General features: G+C 50.3%; 13 protein-coding genes. 2 read left to right on the forward strand and 11 right to left on the reverse strand.

Translation table 11 applies throughout. The features are described 5' to 3' along the window. Window positions 1-157: 157 nt before the first annotated feature. Together Q3F21_RS02415 and Q3F21_RS02420 are read right to left on the reverse strand one after the other, a co-directional pair. The gene (locus Q3F21_RS02415; protein WP_340249800.1) at window positions 158-3376 is read right to left on the reverse strand and encodes an S-layer homology domain-containing protein; all 3219 of its coding nucleotides are present in this window, start codon (window positions 3374-3376) and stop codon (window positions 158-160) included. Window positions 3377-3813: 437 nt separating this feature from the next. Next, a complete protein-coding gene (locus Q3F21_RS02420) occupies window positions 3814-5214 on the reverse strand; it encodes a TolC family protein (RefSeq protein ID WP_340249802.1) in 1401 nt (466 codons plus the stop codon). Between the two features lie 305 nt (window positions 5215-5519). Here Q3F21_RS02420 and Q3F21_RS02425 point away from each other — a divergent pair, with 305 nt between their 5' ends. Beyond that, window positions 5520-6176, forward strand: coding sequence for a YigZ family protein (locus Q3F21_RS02425; protein ID WP_340249804.1), 657 nt, complete (start codon window positions 5520-5522; stop codon window positions 6174-6176). A 178-nt stretch (window positions 6177-6354) separates the two neighbouring features. Continuing rightward, on the forward strand, window positions 6355-6756 hold the full coding sequence (locus tag Q3F21_RS02430; RefSeq protein WP_340249806.1) for a hypothetical protein: 402 nt from the start codon (window positions 6355-6357) through the stop codon (window positions 6754-6756). Window positions 6757-6799: 43 nt separating this feature from the next. On the opposite strand, the gene Q3F21_RS02435 is transcribed toward Q3F21_RS02430, so the two are convergent. The 9 genes from Q3F21_RS02435 to Q3F21_RS02475 form a co-directional block, all read right to left on the reverse strand. Further along, the gene (locus Q3F21_RS02435; RefSeq protein ID WP_340249807.1) at window positions 6800-10816 is read right to left on the reverse strand and encodes an S-layer homology domain-containing protein; all 4017 of its coding nucleotides are present in this window, start codon (window positions 10814-10816) and stop codon (window positions 6800-6802) included. Between the two features lie 183 nt (window positions 10817-10999). Continuing rightward, on the reverse strand, window positions 11000-12115 hold the full coding sequence (locus Q3F21_RS02440; RefSeq protein WP_340249809.1) for an MraY family glycosyltransferase: 1116 nt from the start codon (window positions 12113-12115) through the stop codon (window positions 11000-11002). 27 nt (window positions 12116-12142) lie between these two features. Continuing rightward, window positions 12143-12880: a WecB/TagA/CpsF family glycosyltransferase gene (locus tag Q3F21_RS02445; RefSeq protein WP_340249811.1), complete on the reverse strand. Its 738-nt coding sequence runs from the start codon at window positions 12878-12880 to the stop codon at window positions 12143-12145. Between the two features lie 106 nt (window positions 12881-12986). Continuing rightward, window positions 12987-13439, reverse strand: a complete 453-nt coding sequence (gene fabZ / locus Q3F21_RS02450; protein ID WP_340249813.1) for a 3-hydroxyacyl-ACP dehydratase FabZ — start codon at window positions 13437-13439, stop codon at window positions 12987-12989. A 171-nt stretch (window positions 13440-13610) separates the two neighbouring features. Further along, window positions 13611-14129, reverse strand: a complete 519-nt coding sequence (locus Q3F21_RS02455; protein ID WP_340249815.1) for a CDP-alcohol phosphatidyltransferase family protein — start codon at window positions 14127-14129, stop codon at window positions 13611-13613. 156 nt (window positions 14130-14285) lie between these two features. After that, on the reverse strand, window positions 14286-14534 hold the full coding sequence (locus Q3F21_RS02460) for a DNA-directed RNA polymerase subunit beta (RefSeq protein ID WP_340249817.1): 249 nt from the start codon (window positions 14532-14534) through the stop codon (window positions 14286-14288). A gap of 28 nt (window positions 14535-14562) precedes the next feature. Further along, the gene (locus tag Q3F21_RS02465; protein WP_340249819.1) at window positions 14563-15378 is read right to left on the reverse strand and encodes a flagellar hook-basal body complex protein; all 816 of its coding nucleotides are present in this window, start codon (window positions 15376-15378) and stop codon (window positions 14563-14565) included. A 17-nt stretch (window positions 15379-15395) separates the two neighbouring features. Next, entirely contained in the window at window positions 15396-16319 is a 924-nt protein-coding gene (locus Q3F21_RS02470) for a flagellar hook-basal body complex protein (RefSeq protein WP_340249821.1), read from the reverse strand. Between the two features lie 6 nt (window positions 16320-16325). Further along, on the reverse strand, window positions 16326-17342 hold the full coding sequence (locus tag Q3F21_RS02475) for a rod shape-determining protein MreB (protein WP_340249823.1): 1017 nt from the start codon (window positions 17340-17342) through the stop codon (window positions 16326-16328). Window positions 17343-17382: the final 40 nt, after the last annotated feature.

The following is a 17382-nucleotide window of genomic DNA, read 5'->3' on the forward strand; positions in this document are numbered from 1 at the left end:
GTCTGGATGAGTGTGTTTCCCCATATCTGAGTCTGTCCTGCGCATGGAAGTCATGGAATGACAGGGCAGAGGGACTTCCCTCTGCCCCAGGTCATTCACGCCAAACATTTGTTACGCTTGAAGAGGATCAGTCAGTTCGTTGGAACTGTAGATATTCTTACTTCTCGAATTTAATTGTGTGTTCCTCGGATTTTTGTCCTTCGAGAGTAGCTTTGATCGTGTACTCAGTTGCTTCTGGCTCGGAGAGAACAGTTACACTGAAAGTACCGTCATCTTTGACTGTTGTGGATTTCTCGAACTCACCAACAGTTACAGAGATTTTTGTACCTTTTACACCTTTACCGGAGATCACATACTTACCGATGGTTCCGTCAAAGATGGTGCTAACTTCCGCTTTCAAGGACTCTTCATCCAAGATGTCTTTGTCGCCTGGTTCTTCAGGGTCTTCCTTAGCTTTACCGCCTTGTTTCAAGAATTCGTTGATGACCGTCTTAGCGTCTTCTTTACCTTCAGAACGTTTCAGATCATCCTCGTTACCCACTACGAATACGTAGTCGATAGCGGAACCTTTGTCTTCTTGAGAGTCGATGACGACGATCAGATCGCCTTCCTCAACACTGTCGCCCTCTTTGACGTCTACAGCGTTGAAGTAAGCTGTCTTGGACTTAACATTGTAGTAGTCTTCTTTGCCATCGGCGTTCGTGAAGTAAATTTTGCTGCTGTTTGCCTTCGTGACAACTGCCACATCGATTAGGTCAATTTCGGCGTTTTCCAGTTGTGATTTCTTTGGAACTTCGTATTTATCGTTGTCGAAGAGTCTTGCACCTGTAACTTTGCCTTTGCTGTCAATATCGAGGTCATTGGCTGCTTTCACGACTACGATAACATCATCTACAACGATTTCACCATCGCCATTCAAGCGGTAGCCGATGATATCGCCTTTTTTGATGCCGGCGTCAATCAGATCGCGAGCGTCATCGTCAAGTTTGATATCTTTCAGCTTCGAACCGGAACCGCCTTCTTCTTTAGTGACCAGCTTGATTTTATCTTCGCTGCTTCTGGACAATTCTTCGACTTGACCATAGAACATTTTGCTGGCCAGACCTTTACCTTCGACAATGAAGATTGCGTCTACTTCTTTATCGTTATCGATTGTGTAGTATACTTTCAGGTCTTTCTTCTCAGCGATGTCTTTGAATTTGGCAACGCCTGGTTTCTTCAATTCAGAATTGTCTTTAGCGAGATCGCCAGTCATGTCGAAGATAGCGGTATCGCTGGTAACTCGATACTTGTCAACCACTTCATCTTCTTTATCGGCGACGTTGAGCCAGTCAGAGCCTGCTTTATATGTCAGGTCGGTCTTCAGGATTTTTACCTTTTCCGGCTCGCCCTTGGAATCCAGAGAAACTTCAAGCAGTTTGATCGTGTTTTTGTCTTTGCCTGGTGTCAGAAGTTTTTTGACATCCGATTTGTCAGTTCCTTTTTTATAAAAAGTCTTGCCATCTGTATCGTAGAGCTCTTTATTGGTAAGTTCTACATTATAGGTCTTACCTTTTTGAGACATAATGCTGAAGGTGAACTTGCTGCCTCTGTCTTCTGCAGCTGTAACCAGGATCGCCTTGAAACGACGGCTGTCAAGACCATCCGTTGTTTCGATGTGACGGATACGTCCGGATGCATCCAGATACAGTTTTACCTCTTCGCCATTGAGCTCACGAATCTTGTCGTAGTTTTCCTCGTTCAGTTGGTAAACGTCTTTGTTCCCGTTGTCGGAGTAGGTTGCGCCGGTGCGGAAACGGTACGTTTTGCCACCGATTTCGAGACGGTTGTCTGTCTCGCTCTTCATAACGAGATTGTCAACTTTACCTGTAACTACAGTGCTGGTAGCAAAAACAAGCATTTTTTCCTTCTTGCCGTCTGCGTAGTAGACGCTGTATACGTCCATTGGTTTCAAGTCAGCCAGTTTGGCAGGCTTGTTGTCACGGAATACGAGGAAGTCTTTTCCTTCATCGAGTTTGTCGAGTTTGGAGAAGGAACCGCCACCCAGGTTGGTGATTTTCTTCTTGTCAGCATCGATTTTCTCGATTACTTTGGAACCGTACTTCACGCCTTCATTGGACTTGTCGATAGACTGGTCGTCAATTACGTGGATGTAGCTGATAGTGTCGTTTTCATCCAGTACCACTTTTGCGGAGAAACTGAAACCTTTGTTTGCTGCGATGATGTCCTTGAGACCTTTGGTAGAATCGCTGTAAGGCTTGAAGTTGTAGGTTACCTTGGTGTTCTTGTTGAAACGGTACGTTTTACCATTTCCATCAAGCTCGATTTCCAGATCTTCCAGGTCGCTGTCTTTGTTGAGTTTCTCAGCTTTGCCGTCTTTGATTTCTGTATCATTGAAGAAGAATTTGTTCAGACGGTCCATGATAACGTCTTCTTCTTCGGACCCTTCCATCCATACGATGGTGTTTTGTTTGTCGTCTTTGATCCACACTTGTACGTGTTGACCGTCGAACTCGTTCGGGTTGATGCTGTCTGCCACTTTGTAAGTAGTAGTTCCCAGACCAGCGTTTTTGCCGTTCAGAAGAATCTCGTTCGATTTCAGAGAACCCAGGCCAATAACTGGTACGTTTTGTACAACTGGGAGATCTGCAGCGCCGTTCTTCTCGTCTTTCGCCCACTCCATGTCGCGAACTTTCACCTGCATGTATGCAGTCAGAAGAGTTTCGCCGGTCTTTTTGAAGTTAAAGTTAACGCCGAAATCTTGTTGCTCCATCAGTTTTACGCGGAGAGCGTTGTCGATCATTATGAAGATGTCGCCGCGAGTCGCTGCGTTGTTAGGAGTAGCGATGGTATTCGCGATCTTCAGCTCGGAAGCTTTCGCGATCATGTTGTTTGGCCATGTGCCTTTAACAGATGGCTCGTAGCCCAGGGTGCGAACCAGCATGGTTACTGCTTCCGCATAAGTAACGTTGTTTTTCGGTTTGAAAGACTTGTCCGGGTAACCTTTGATGATTTCTTGTCCGGAAGCCACGTTTACGAAGCCGGCAAACCAGTCGTCAACGCGAACGTCAGTGAAGTTGGATTGGTAATTCGCAAATTTTGCACCTTGCTCCAGACCACGGATACGACTGATCAGGGTAGCAAACTCAGCGCGGTTGATCGGTTGGTCAACTCTGAAATCGTTAGCGCCATAACCTTGTACGACACCCAGTGCGTTCAGTCTTTTTACAGTTTTCTCAAGATTAGCGTCCATTTTAGGCGCTTCGGTTTTCGTTTCTTCTGTATTCGTTTGAGCTGCTTCTTCTGCGCCCACTACCATAGGAGCAACAGTCAGTGCGAGTGCACTAGCCAGTACGCTGTTAACAACCTTTTTCATAACCTTGGGTTCTCCTCCTCTAGTACAAACAAATTGTTCTTGGGGAATATCATTTCGTAATCTATCTTTCTTTTTTGAGCCCGAATCCTGCAAGCGCGTTTCACCTCCTTTCGCAGGATAGCTTCGCTTTTTCAGTGTGAATGTTCTAGTATATTCAGTATTGTGTAAATGCAACAATCCCTAGTGTATCACAGCTGCTAGAATTCGTGAATCTTTTTTACACAATTCCCCGTTTTTCGTGTGACATCCTATTAAACGCCTCAGCTCGCGAAAAGTTGCGGTGCCTTCGAAAAAAGTTTTAAAAAAATTTTGTGGTCGTACCCTCACTTTGTTATGTATATGGTGACATCCGCCACATTTCGTATTATAGAGCAGGATGGACGGGCTGTCACCAATGAACCTTTTTCCAGTTTTCCTCTCAAGCTTACAGCTGCTGGCTACTTGTTCACACCCAGCGCATTTTCGAAGTTTACTACCGCCAAATTGTAGTTGCGGATTGCCTCCAGGTGCTGGTTTTCCTTGTCCGACAGCTCTTCTTCGGCCTGGATCACTTCCAGCGTGGTAGCAAGACCGTTTTCAAAGCGGAGGTTGGTCAGGCGGTAGCTTTCCGCTGCAGCCTCCATCGCTTTTTTCCTGAAATCGATCGCCACCCTGGCAGCATTCAGATTCAGGTAGGCTTCCGCTACTTCCATCTTGATCTTGCGATTTTCTTCTTCAATAGCCAGCTTGGCTTTTTCAACATTGTTTTTTGCGATACGTCCATTATAGGTGGCCAGCAAGGACCAATCCTCAAAAACCCTTACCGTCACATTGGCCAGTTCCAGCTCCCCTTCTTTCTGGACTACTTCATGTCGTTGCTTTAGCGCCTGTTCTTCTGCTTGCTGCAAGGTTAGTTTTGGAGCTGCCACCTGTTTGTTTTCGGGAGCCAGTTTCCATTTTTTATTGACATCCACACCGATCATCTCGTTGAACTTCATGCCGTTGATTTCCAACGTATTCTCCGCAGCCGCCAGAGACGCCTGCGCGCCAGCTACGCCCATTTCTGCCTGAAGGATGTCAGTCTTCGCCTTGGTTCCCACGTCGAATGCCGCCTTTGCTACTTTGAGCTGGGTTTGCGCCCGGTTCAGGCTTTGCGTTTTCAGTTCCAGATCTGCCTGGGCATGCAACAGATTGTAATAAGCCTGCTGAACACCCAATTTCACCTGATTCTCGGTCGCTTTGACGGCCAACTGGTTCAATTTCTTGGTCAAATCTGCCTGTTTTGTCGCGATGTACTTTTGTTTTGACGCGTCCAGCGATCTGTCGATGGCTGCTCTCATGTCCGAGGCTGTATCATAGGCAAGGCTTTGGCTAATATCGGCACTTTTCGCTTCGAGACGCGCTGTCTGAATCTTGGAGTTCGTCTGCATCGCCTGTTCGACCGCTTTTGCCAGCGTCATTTGTTCTGCCGTGGAAGAAGCTGATGCGGATGTATCTGTAGTGCCTGTTGTGTTCGTGTTGCTTGTTGTACTCGAGTTGTTTGTTGTGCTGTTGTTGTTTGTTGTGCCGGTGTTCGCAGCCGATGTATCTTTGGCATCCGCTGATTTTGCGCCTGCTGTTTCGCCGGCAGCCGTTTTTTCTCCTTCCTTGCTGGAGGCATCAGTCTTGGCTGCATCTGTCTTGCTGTTGGCCGAATTCTCTGCCGTCGCCGCTTTGTCGCCCTGCTGACTCTCTTGGGCTTGCGAAGAAGGAGCTGCGGTTCCGTTGGCGGAAGCGACCGCGCCTACTCCGATAGAGGTAGCCATGACCGCCGCTATGGAAAGCGTCAACCATTTCTTCGATGAATATGGAAAGTTCATTCTTTACCACTCCTTTTTGCCTGGATTCATAATGTTGTCACTAGCAGGAAGCTTACAGTTTGTCCCACCAACACTATATCACACCGAATAATGTTTCGTACACGAAGAATCACCAGTTTCCAAATCTTTCAACGCATATTCACGCTTTGCCATCTATATGCACCCCTCCCCTCGTTTATCACACCATCCATCTCGTGTTACTACGATTAAGCCGCCGAAAAATTTCATCTATAGAGCCTGTTTTTCCATCCTCTATTCGAAAAGCTGCCTGGGACATGCTATGCTTATGCTTGAGGTGAAAGAACATGTTGCAACAGTACAAGACCATTGCGGGATACGGGGAAGACGAAATTGTCATCGAGCGCTCCCGTTTTATCGGATATGCCCAGCGTGTCACCAGTGAAGAGGAAGCTTCGGCTTTTATCGCCATGATCAAAAAGAAGCATTGGGATGCGACCCATAACTGTTCGGCTTTTGTCATCGGAGAGAACGCTCAGATTCAGCGCTCCAGCGACGATGGGGAGCCCAGCGGCACGGCAGGGAAGCCGATCCTGGAATGCATCAAGAAAAACGGCGTAAAGGATACCGTTGTGGTCGTGACCCGTTACTTCGGCGGGATCAAGCTTGGCGCCGGCGGGCTGGTCCGCGCTTATACCGCGGGTACGGTGACCGCGCTGAAAGCAGCCGGGATCGTCGTTCATACCCTTCATCAGAAAATCTCCATCAGTGTCGATTACACCTGGTGGGGCAAAGTCGAAAATGAGCTGCGGATCGGACAGCAGCGGGTTGTCGGTACGGACTACACGGACAAGGTGACGGTACATGTGTTGATTCCCGAGGGCGAGCAGGATGCGTTCACGGCGTACATGACGGACGCGACAAATGGGCAGGCGCATATTGTTCTGGGAGAAAAGGAGTATGTGGAAGTGCCGGTAGAGGCTGTCGGGGCAGAAGAGGTCTAGGGAACCAGGGGAAGATAAGTCGGGCATATCGATCGGCCGTCTCCCTTGCCCCTTCGCGAGGGAGTTGATTGCAGTTTGGCTAAACGGAATTTGACTTGTTGCCCCCCTTTTTCTTCTATTAAAATGTAACTGTATTATATAGAAGGAATCCATTAAATCAAAAAGGCGGGGGAAAATTTTGGGCAGATCATTGGACGAGCTGTTCGAGAAGCTGGACGCACTTGGCGAGAGGATGGAAGTAGGGTTTCAAAAGGTCGACGAGCGGTTTGAGCAGATCGACGAGCGGTTTGAGCAAATTGACGAGCGGTTTGAGCAGATCGACAAGCGGCTGGATCGCCACGATACGATGCTGAAGCATCTGGAGGAGATGTACGCTTCCCTCGTGCAGATGATCGGCCAGAACAATGCTCGACTGGATGAAATTCAGTCCGATCTGCGCGAGCTGAAGCAAGGCTGGAAGCAGACAGAGGAATCGATCGCGTTTTTGGATCACAAGGTTTTTGAACATGAAAAACAGCTCTTTCTCTTGCGGGAAAAGCTTGAAACGTACATCCAGGAAAGACGGGATAAAGAAAGCTGAAGAGGATTTTCTCCTCTTCAGCTTTTTGTTGTGTTTGGCTATTTTATTTCGGCAATTTTTTCAGGTGTGCCATGATACGGACTGTAATCACAGCCATTTCCGCACGCGTGAGATCGCCAGTCGGGTTGAACCGGTAGGTCGGCTTCTTCACCGTCGGATCATTCGGCTCGCCGTTCATGAGCTTCGCCTTGGTCACCGCCAGTACAGAAGCGACAGCGTAGTGTCCGGTTTGGTCCCCGTCCGTAAACATTTTTCCAAGAGCCTGCTTGGAGGCTTCGGGAGTACCAGTCTTGAGATTCAGTGCACGCGAGATGATGATCGCTGCTTCTTCGCGTGTCAGCGTGTCATCCGGGAAGAAGCGTCGGGCGTCTTTCCCGCGGATAATACCGGCACGGGCCGCTGTCTCGATATACTCGTAGCTCCAATCCCAGTGGCGATACGGGTCATTTCTGTCCACATCTGTAAAGGTCGGCTCCGACGGCACCCTGTTGTTGTTGTCGGAGTAAGGGCTCGCGTTAATCGGCAGATCCAGCGCTTTTACGATCATGGTCGCAAATTCGCCGCGAGAAATCTTCATTTCTGTTCCAAAGGTCGAGTTGCTGTAGCTGTTCATGATTCCTTTGGAGTAGAGTGTCTCGATCGCATCCCGGGCAAACTCGTGTCTGACCACATCCGGGAAGCTGTTGCGAATCTTCATTACCATGTAGTAGCCAAAGCCTTTGAACGGCACCGTTACGGTTTTCTTGCCAGTGTTGACAACACCGCCAGCGTTTACCCATCCTTTGTTGCTTCCATCGTTGTAGAAAATAGCGAGCGTCGTATTGGCTGCGTTGACAATGGACGTATCATACTTGATCGTGAGCGTTCCCTGCTTGCTCGGTACGAGGTTGTCCTGATAACGCTGCCACCACGGCTCCATATCGACTTCTCTGCCATCTATTGTGACTGTTTCGTCAAAATAAGGATCGCGTCCGCCGACTGCTTCCACATCACCGGCGTCGATATAGTACAACGGGCTCGCATAGTTGAAGTTGGACGGAGGCGCAATCTGGCTCCGCATCGTGCTGTTTCCTTTTTCGCCTGGCTGGATAGCCCCGGTCGTGCGGTCGGCAATACCAAAGTAGAGCGTAACATCCGTATGAATGTCGCGGTTTGGATCGTTTACTTCGTTGCCTTCACGCGGATCGGGAGGATTCAGCAATACCGTACCGGACGGAAACTTCAGTTCCAGCGCTTTGTCAAACAAGGTGAAGGAAGTCTTTTTGCCCAGCGTCTCCCTGTATTCGGCACCTGTGACGGTTGAAGCTGCGTTAAAGATCTGAATTTGATCGTTGTATTTGTTGCCGCCTACTTCCACCGTGTACTTGACGGTATTGAGACCGGCCTTCAACGGGACAGTCGCTTCAAATACGTAATAGCCGTTGGTTGGGATCGGCCGGCCATGCTTTTCGCTGAACTCGAATTTCGGCGTATCTGTTTGGCTCGCGATCGCTTCAAGCTTGCCAAACGACACCTTCGTTGCGTTTTCGGCAAAAATTTTGATTGGTACACTGTTTGCGTTTACGGTGATGTATTTTGCATCCTCTGGCTTGATTGGATCCAATACAACCCATGCATTTGTCGTTTGCATGATGGTGATTTTTTCGCGTGTAACAAGCTCGCCTTTTGCCGCCGCGATTTCAAAAGTGGTGCTTCCACCCTTTTTGAGAACCAGCGGGAACAAAGGCAGGCGCTTGCTCAAATCTTCAGAGCTGAGACCGTCAAGCTCTTCCAGCAAATCTTGATAATCGTCGCTGTCCATGTTGGCGGAGATTGTGTCGCTGGAAGAGTCATCCGACTTGTTGAAGTTCGTGTTTTCAAACAGTTTTTTCAGATCTCTGTTGGAGCTTGCGCCCGACCCTTGAGCGTCGCGCAAGGAATCTGTGTACTCCGGATCGTCTAGCTTGAATCTCCATTTTGAGCCGTCGTGCTTCAACACCGCAATGACTTTTCCATCTTTTCGAACCGTAATTTCATCGGCTGTATTGCTGTTCACCTTGAACGACAGCTTGCTCAGATACAGCGAGTTTGTATTGTAGGTCGCATCGGTAGATTTTTTCTTCAGATCGATATCGCGTCCAGCCTGCTCGATTTGCATCTTGATGTCTTCGATCTTCGGAATATCCTTGTTTGTGTACTTGATATTGTACTTGTACTTGACATTCGGATACTCCGTCAATTTGATTTCCAGAACCCGAATGCCGGACTCTGTGTTCTTTTTCAATTCGGCCGCCAAGTCGGATGATTTAATTGTAAATTCGCTGCTGTTGTCAACCGTAAACGGCACGGACTTTCCATCAAGCTCAACACTGATATTTTTGTTTTTAACCAGATTCGAGTAGTTCTTCACAGACCCTTTCAGCGTTGGAGGGCTGCTCAAATCGGCTATTTCCAGCTGATTTTCCACATAGATCGTCTTGTTGGAAGACACATAGCTCAGCTGCAGATGCGGCACTGCGTCCGGCGTAATGTTAAATGCGATCGATTCGCTTCCGGAACCGCCCGTATACGAAATCGTCACCTTTGTCTGACGAGCTGGCGGTTTGGAGATCTTGATTCGATACGTATTGGTTGGATTGCCGGCGGAGTCATTCAGCCGGGAAACGGAATAATCCGACGACGAAATGGACTCCGGACTGCTGTAAGCTACTGAAAACTCGCTGTACGGTGATGCCGATGTGATGTTTTTGGTTGCAATGTCAATCGTAAAGGGAGTAGAGCGTACGCTGTACGTTCCTCCTTCAAGCACCTTTTGGTTCCCCTCTGAAGACAAAGTAGCCGACAAAAATTGGGGAAGCCCGTTTTTCATATACTTGAAAGGATAGACGTGATACTTCACGCTAACCGTATCTTGTGTAGACTGCCATGCTCCATCCACGTACTTGTTTTCTACGTATGGATAGGAAACCTTGATCGTGTAGGAATCTCCGTTTACATACGACGAATTTGCAGCAAAACTGTTCGTAAAGGACCATTGCTCAAATTCTCCGTCTTGCCCGATAACGCGTATCTGGCTCGAACTGGTCGGGCGCGACACAGTTGCGGATGAAATCCGGTTTCCTGCCTTGTCAAGAATCTCAACCGTCCCTGCGGCAGGAGTGGTTGTTGTGTCCGAAGAATTGCCTGGGACCGCTTTTACCGCGAAAGGAATCACATCGCTGGAACGGTGGATCAGCATATCGCCTTTAATCGCAAACGGCACTGCCCCAAAGTCTGCTTCTACAATGGTAGCCTGCGCAGGATTGAGAAGCTTGGTCGAGGCCAGGGTTGCATTATAGAAAATGTCGTTGCTTCCCGGAGCGGTGTACGGGTTGGTGAACAGTACTTCCTTCTCGATCAGGCTGACTTCCTTATTGTTGGACAGCCCTTGGATTTCCAATACATTCAATCCGATCGGAAGAGTTAAATCCAAGGCGAACGACCCGCTTCTGTTTACCTCGGTAGTAAAGGTTTCGCCTGTCGTTTTATTGTTTACCCGAACAGTGTCGGCATTGGCCGCCTTGCCTGTCAGCGCAGTATTTCGCTTGTAGTAGGCAACAGTCGGAACTTCAGGATCATTCGAAAAAGGAACTTCGTTGATCATCAGATTGCTGAAAGCCGGGGTGGTATTGTGTACCACATAAAACGTGAACAAGCTGCGATTTCCCGAGCTTCTCAATTCGTAGAAATTCATCTCGTTCATCCCTGGCTTCAGGGGGATGTTCGTAAACACAAATTTGGAAATATCCGCCTCTACAATCGGTTTGGTCGTGGTCAAATCCTCTGTTACTCCATTATTCCGAATGCTGATGCGGAGATTCGCCCCGTCCACACCGACGAAGGTACCACTGATCGTGATTCTGTCTTCGTAGTGAACATAGGGATCACTGCCGCTGGCACCGGTGGAAAAGCCGTCCAGGGTGATGCCTCCGCCTCCAATTGCATAAGCTTGATGTACAGTGCCTGGCAGGACCCCAGCCAGCACCAGTACGACTGCCATCAAAGTAATCAGGATCTGCCTGATCTTCCATACTTGCTGCACGAATTTCACCTCTTTACTTTCGGTTAAATGTCCCATCCTGTATAAAACAATGAGGGCTTGCGATACTCCTCCTTTTCTGTTATCGGTAATAAGCCCTCACTCCTTAAGGATAATCTGCAAAAAAGTGGAGAAAAAAAAGCCCTTGCTGTCCACCAGCAAAGGCTTTACGAGCGTTATCGATTTTTAATGACTCCGTCGCTGTCCGGCGCTTTTCACCTTCAGCTTGCGATACGTGTTGATCAGCGGACGGTGGCGGCGGCCGACGAGACCGACGATCTCTGTCGCCATGTGGGTAGCGATGAGCAGAAGGACCATTACGATGATCGTTGTCCATTTTGTCGTTTTTGTCAAAACAATCGCCATTGTTCCAAAGAAAATGCTGATCATGTAAATCGTCAGTACCGTCGCGCGGTGCGACAGCCCCATGTTCAACAGGCAGTGGTGCAAATGGCCTTTGTCCGGGCTGGAAATCGGCTTTTTGTTGACAATCCGCCGAACGATGGCGAAAAACGTATCCCAAAGCGGAACGCCGAGCACCACGATCGGAATGATAAACGAGACGAACAGCGCTTCTTTAAAGCCCATGATGGACAGCGCTGCCAGGTTGAACCCCAGAAACAGCGAGCCGGTATCCCCCATGAAAATGCGGGCTGGATGGAAATTGAAATAGAGAAAGCCGAGAATAGCCCCCAGCAGGACGAAGCAGTAAATGGCGATCGTGTCGTAGTGAGCCTCGCCGCTGCCGGACATGACCAGAGCCACAATAGCCATCGTGGCCGTAGCGATCGCCGACACCCCGGCGGACAAGCCGTCCAAGCCATCGATCAGGTTGACGGCGTTGGTCACGCCGACAATCCAGAAGATCGTGATCGGTACGCCGAGCCAGAGCAGCCAGCCGCTGGAAAAATCGATGCTGCCTTCATAAGGCAGGTTGACCACGCCTATTTTCAGGCCAAACGGGATGACCACGACAGCCGCCGCGAGCAGCTGTCCAAGCAGCTTCCACTTGGGAGAGAGCTGGTATTTGTCATCCAGCATCCCGGTTGCCATCACGATGGTGCCGCCGATGAAGATGCCGAGCATTTCTTTCATCGTGGTAAACGGAACAAATATGAAAAATGCAACAAAATAACCGAGATAAATGGCCAGACCGCCCAGGCGCGGCATGATCCGCTTGTGAACCTTGCGCTGGTCCGGGGTATCTGTCGCTCCGATGGATTCAGCCAGTTTTTTTACGTATGGTGTGGCGATAAACGATACAATCAGCGAAGTCAGTAATCCGAGGATTAATGTAGACATCGACTGTTCTCCTCTCTACGGGTACGTTCAAGAGCGGCTTTCCCTTTTTTCTTTCAAGACTGTCCAGACAAACAGCGGAATAGCCAACTGTCTTCTCCAGCGCGACGGCTGGGCCAACAGTCGATACAGCCACTCCAGATGCAAGCGCTGCCACAGCTTAGGCGCTCTCTTTACTTTCCCGGCAACGACGTCCAAGCTGCCTCCGACTCCCATCGCGAGCGTAGCCTGAAGCTGATCGCGATAGGCGGCGATCCATTCGTCCTGCCTGGGCGCTCCCATCGCCACAAATAAGAGATGGGGCTGTTTTTCGGCGATGTCCTGCACGACTCTTTGCTCTTCGTCTTGTTGAAAATAACCGTCTCGATACCCGACGACGCGCGCCCCCGGAAACCGCTCGGACAGCTTTTCCGCTGCCAGCCGGTTTACCTCCGGTGACGCTCCCAAAAGATATACTTTCCACTTTTCTCTGTCTGCCGCTGCCATCAACGTTTCCAGCAGCTCTACGCCCGTAACGCGCTCGCGGAGCGGTTTCCCCGTCCACTTGGCGGCATAGACAATGCCGATCCCGTCGGGAACGACGTAGGCTTGGTCCAGGAGAGCACGGAAGGAGCGGTTTTTCTTTGCCAGCATGACAATTTCCGGATTGGCGGTGACGACATGTGTCGGCTTCCCTTCCCGGACCCGGTCGACAAGATGTGCCACCGTCTCATCAAAACCGCGCGTTGAAAACGACACGCCCAATATATCTGCGACCTGTTTGGTCAACGGTTTCACCTTCATTACGTAGTAGACGCGGAGCGCCTAAATAAAGTTGCACATACACTAGCCATTCTACCCCAAATAGGCCTTCCTTACAAGATGGGCAAATTTCTCAGTCCTTTTGGGCTGCCGACAGGGCAAAAAGAAGTCCGCCCTCAGCTACGACCTTGCCATTTACCTTGGCCATTCCGTGCCCTTTTCCGATCGAGCCGCGAACCCGCGTCAATTCGACTTCAAGCGTGAGGGTATCGCCTGGCTTGACCTGATCCTTGAAACGAAACTCGTCGATTCCCGCAAAAAACGCGATTTTCCCTCTGTTCTCCTCCATGCTGAGAACCGCTACGGCTCCTACCTGGGCCAGCGCTTCGACGATCAGCACGCCTGGCATGACCGGGTATCCGGGAAAATGGCCTTGGAAAAACGGCTCGTTCACCGTAACATTTTTCATTCCGACTGCCCGCTTTCCCGACTCCAGCTCGGTAACCTTGTCCACTAATAAAAAAGGATAGCGGTGGGGGATGATCGATTGAATGTCTGTTACGTCCAAAGGCAATTGAAATTCCATAAACAACGCTCCATTTCCATTCTTTATATCACTCATGCCATGCATGAAGAACATACTCGAAACTGAGAATAAAGACAACCCCCCTATCTTCCGCATGGGAGATCGGGGTTAAGATAGAGGGGCACTTCCTGCACATGCGGCGGAAGTGCTCTTTTCATCCCTAGTTTGTATTTAGTACACGCGATTCATCAGACGAAACTTCACCAGGTAAACGGCAGCGGTAACGAAAGAGAACAGGATAGCCGTCCATAAGATCACTTCGCCGTACTGAAACCTGTACATGACCATGGGGAACGCGATGTAAAACAAGACCGTCGTTATTTTTCCAAACGCATTGGCCGGCACAGTCTTTTTCCCGCGGAAGTGAAAAAAGGCCGATGCCACAATCATCCCGGCGTCTCGAGCAAAGAAAAACAGGGCGGCCCAAACACTGATCCGCTCTGTCAAAAACAATGACGCGATCACTGCCATCATCATCAGCTTATCTGCAAGCGGGTCCATCATCGTCCCAAACGTCGTTACAAGCTTGTGCTTTCGCGCGATGTATCCGTCTGCGATGTCAGTCACTCCCGCGAGGATCAGAATGCCGAGAGCAACCTCAATATGAAACGGGAACTCCCGAAAGAACACGTACAAATACAAAGGGATGAGAACGATGCGAAAAACGGTCAGCGCATTTGGAAGATTCACGGATATCCCTCCGGGTCAAATCGTCACTCCCTTTTTACCACTGTTCCATTATACTCTTTGGACAAAGGGCACAACAAGTCCCCGGGAAAGAGCCGGAACGGCTTGCAAGCGGCCAAAAAAATACCCCACACCTCCTGCGGCTGGGGTCTGCATTTCTTACGTGCCAGAGAACATCAAATCGTACATATGCTTATACGTGTTGATATCAAACACTTCCGACGCCGGCTTGTGTCCGACCATGCTGTAGCCGATGACCAGGCCGATGATCAGAGAGAAAAACAGCAGAAATGGGACGATCAACCACTTGGCCAGCCTTATCTGCCAAGCGCTGCCGACACGCTTCCTTTCTCTCTGTTCGGCTCCCTGGCCATCACGCGGGGAACGTTTCCCCTTTCCTTGATCCATTCGCGTATCCTCCGACATGCCAAGTGTATTAACGGGACCTGAGCGAATTGGCAATCCCCATCATCTGGTCGGTGATCCCAATTGCGCGGGAATTCAATTGATAGGCCCGTTGCACATTGATCAATTGGGACATCTCTTCTTGCAGATTGACATTGGATGCTTCCAGCGCGCCTTGCTTGATCCGGCCTTCGGCATATTGCATGAAGTCAGGCGCCTTCTGGTCGTCCAGCACAGGGGCCAGCAGCTGGTTATCCCCTACCTGCTGCAGCTCGTCAGGGTTGTCCACCTTGTACAGGCGCAGCTGGGCGACTTCATCTCCATCCATCAGCACAAGGCCTTCAGGTGTAATCGTCAACTCTCCGGGATTTTCAAAGCTGATGGGAAGACCTGCTTCATCCACCAGGTACTCGCCCGTTGGAGTAGCCATCGCATACCCCGGCAACCCGGCCATTTTTGAAAGCTGGAAAGCTCCGCTCCGCGTCAGGCGGTACTCGTCATCCAAATCCCCGTTTTCGTTGCGGAACGGATGCGAGACGAGAAAATAGCCGTCTCCTTCGATCATCAGATCGGTCGGAACGTCCGTTTGCTTCATGCTCCCCGGGGACACGTCCATTTTTGTCAAGCCCAGCCGTGAACCGCTGCCGATGCGCAGACCAGGCGGAGAATTGCGCTGTCTGCTGTCGACCGCGGGCTGCTCGTTCATGGAATCGGACAGCAGCTCGGAAAACGATGCCGTCCGGCGCTTGTAACCGACTGTATCGATATTGGCCAGATTGTTGGACGTATTGTCCAATGCCTGCTGAACGCCGCGCAAGGCTGCCGTAGAGATGTTCAATGATTGCATGCGCTCATCCTCCTATCTTACCCGTTAACTCGTCCGATTTCATTGGCTGCTTTTTCCATCGTGCCGTCGACGGTCGTAATAATGCGCTGGTTTGCCTCATAGGCCCGAAGCACTCTCATCATGTCGGTCATCGTCTGGCCAGGATCGACATTGGAGCGCTCCAGCCAGCCTTGCTTCACGCCGTAAAAGCCGGTATTTTCCGGGTCATCGCTTACGTTTTCCGGCTGTCCCTCGCCCGCGTAGCGGTAGACGTTGGTTCCTTCCCTCACCATCTGCTGCGGATTGGTCAGCACTTTTAGCCCCAGGCTTTGGCCGTTCAACGGCACCTGTTCGCCGGCCTCATTTCGATAAAAGAGGGCACCGTTGGCGGTGATCTCCAGCGTATGGCCCGCGTTCTGGGTAGGGTCGTCGGGATTGTTGACGCGAATCGCCTGATTTTCATTATTCAGCACGTAATAGCCATCGGGCGTTACCAGATAGCCGTCTGCGTTGACGCTCCAGTTGCCGTTTCGCATGTATCGCAGCTGCTCAGGCTCTGCTGTGTCAGCAGCGGGATCGGCCAGCCTCGCCACGCTGAAGAACAAGCGGCGCTCGTTTCCTTCTTCATCCGGCTGAATATTGTCCATGAGCGCGACATCATACGGATCATGAGTCTCGGCGATGTCTCCCTGGCGAAACACGGGGAGCGCCTCCGACATGTACACACCCGAATGCAAACGCCCGATCGGGACTGCTTGTCCACCCATTTGCGGCATCCCCTGTATATCAGGTCCTTCCTGATCGCGGATGCGCGACAGAAGCTGCTCGGGGAAAGCGCGCATTACTCCGACGTCCTGCTTGTACCCAGGGGTATTGATGTTAGCCAGATTGTTGGCCAGCGAATCCTGTTTTCTTTGCAAAGACAACATGCCTGAAGCGGCTGTATACAAGCCCCTGATCACACGGCATTACCTCCCGAAAAACTTTTTCTTCCGATACGCCGGCACTTTGTCCAGATAATCCAGCATCATGCCGGTTCCTTTGGCTACGCACATCATCGGATCTTCCGCTACCAGCACCGGTACCTTCAACTCATCCGCCAGCAGCTGGTCGAATCCGTGCAGAAGCGCGCCGCCTCCGGTCAGGAAAACTCCCTTATCAATGATATCGGCAGAAAGCTCCGGAGGTGTTCGTTCCAAAACGGATTTTGATGCTTGTACAATTGCGCTAACCGACTCAGCCAGGGCTTCCTGGACTTCGTGGGAGCGAATGGTAATGGTTTGAGGCAACCCGCTTACCATATCCCTGCCGCGAATATCCATTTCGTCCTGGCGTCCGCCGGAAACCGTACCGATTTGCATTTTGATATCTTCAGATGTACGTTCCCCGATCAGCAGTTTGTACTTGGTTTTTATGTATCTCATGATGGCCATGTCAAATTTGTCGCCCGCAACCTTGATGGAGGAAGATGTGACGATATCGCCCATGGACAGTACCGCTACATCGGTTGTACCTCCGCCGATATCCACTACCATGTTGCCGGATGGCTGGAATATCTCCATGCCGGCGCCTACTGCGGCTACTTTCGGTTCTTCCTCGATAAATACTTCGCGTGCGCCGCCGCTGCGCTCTGCCGCTTCACGAATGGCTTTTTGCTCTACCGATGTGATGTTCGTCGGACAGCAAATCAGAATGCGCGGACGGGCAAACATCTGCTTCCCGCCAATTTTGGCCAAAAAGTGCTTCAGCATCGCTTCCGTGATATCAAAATCGGCAATGACCCCGTCACGCAATGGGCGGATCGCCACGATATTTCCTGGAGTACGACCCACCATGCGGTGCGCCTCATTTCCTACGGCTAGCACTTTTTTCGTATGACTATCAATTGCCACGACAGAAGGTTCATCCAGGACGATGCCTTTGCCCTTTACAAAAATCAGGACATTGGCCGTTCCCAGGTCGATTCCGATATCTTTGCCAAACATGAAAAGGTCCTCCCTGTACCAGATACATATCTATCCCTTA

It is taken from the genome of Brevibacillus borstelensis (assembly GCF_037834415.1).
Classification (GTDB): domain Bacteria; phylum Bacillota; class Bacilli; order Brevibacillales; family Brevibacillaceae; genus Brevibacillus; species Brevibacillus borstelensis_A.

Excerpts from the sequence above, each read along its gene's own strand:
- Q3F21_RS02440 (WP_340249809.1), bottom strand. The coding sequence starts at position 12,115 with ATGTCTACATTAATCCTCGGATTACTGACTTCGCTGATTGTATCGTTT.
- Q3F21_RS02415 (WP_340249800.1), bottom strand. The coding sequence starts at position 3,376 with ATGAAAAAGGTTGTTAACAGCGTACTGGCTAGTGCACTCGCACTGACT.
- Q3F21_RS02465 (WP_340249819.1), bottom strand. The coding sequence starts at position 15,378 with ATGCAATCATTGAACATCTCTACGGCAGCCTTGCGCGGCGTTCAGCAG.
- fabZ (WP_340249813.1), bottom strand. The coding sequence starts at position 13,439 with ATGGAATTTCAATTGCCTTTGGACGTAACAGACATTCAATCGATCATC.
- Q3F21_RS02425 (WP_340249804.1), top strand. The coding sequence starts at position 5,520 with ATGTTGCAACAGTACAAGACCATTGCGGGATACGGGGAAGACGAAATT.
- Q3F21_RS02475 (WP_340249823.1), bottom strand. The coding sequence starts at position 17,342 with ATGTTTGGCAAAGATATCGGAATCGACCTGGGAACGGCCAATGTCCTG.
- Q3F21_RS02460 (WP_340249817.1), bottom strand. The coding sequence starts at position 14,534 with ATGGATCAAGGAAAGGGGAAACGTTCCCCGCGTGATGGCCAGGGAGCC.
- Q3F21_RS02420 (WP_340249802.1), bottom strand. The coding sequence starts at position 5,214 with ATGAACTTTCCATATTCATCGAAGAAATGGTTGACGCTTTCCATAGCG.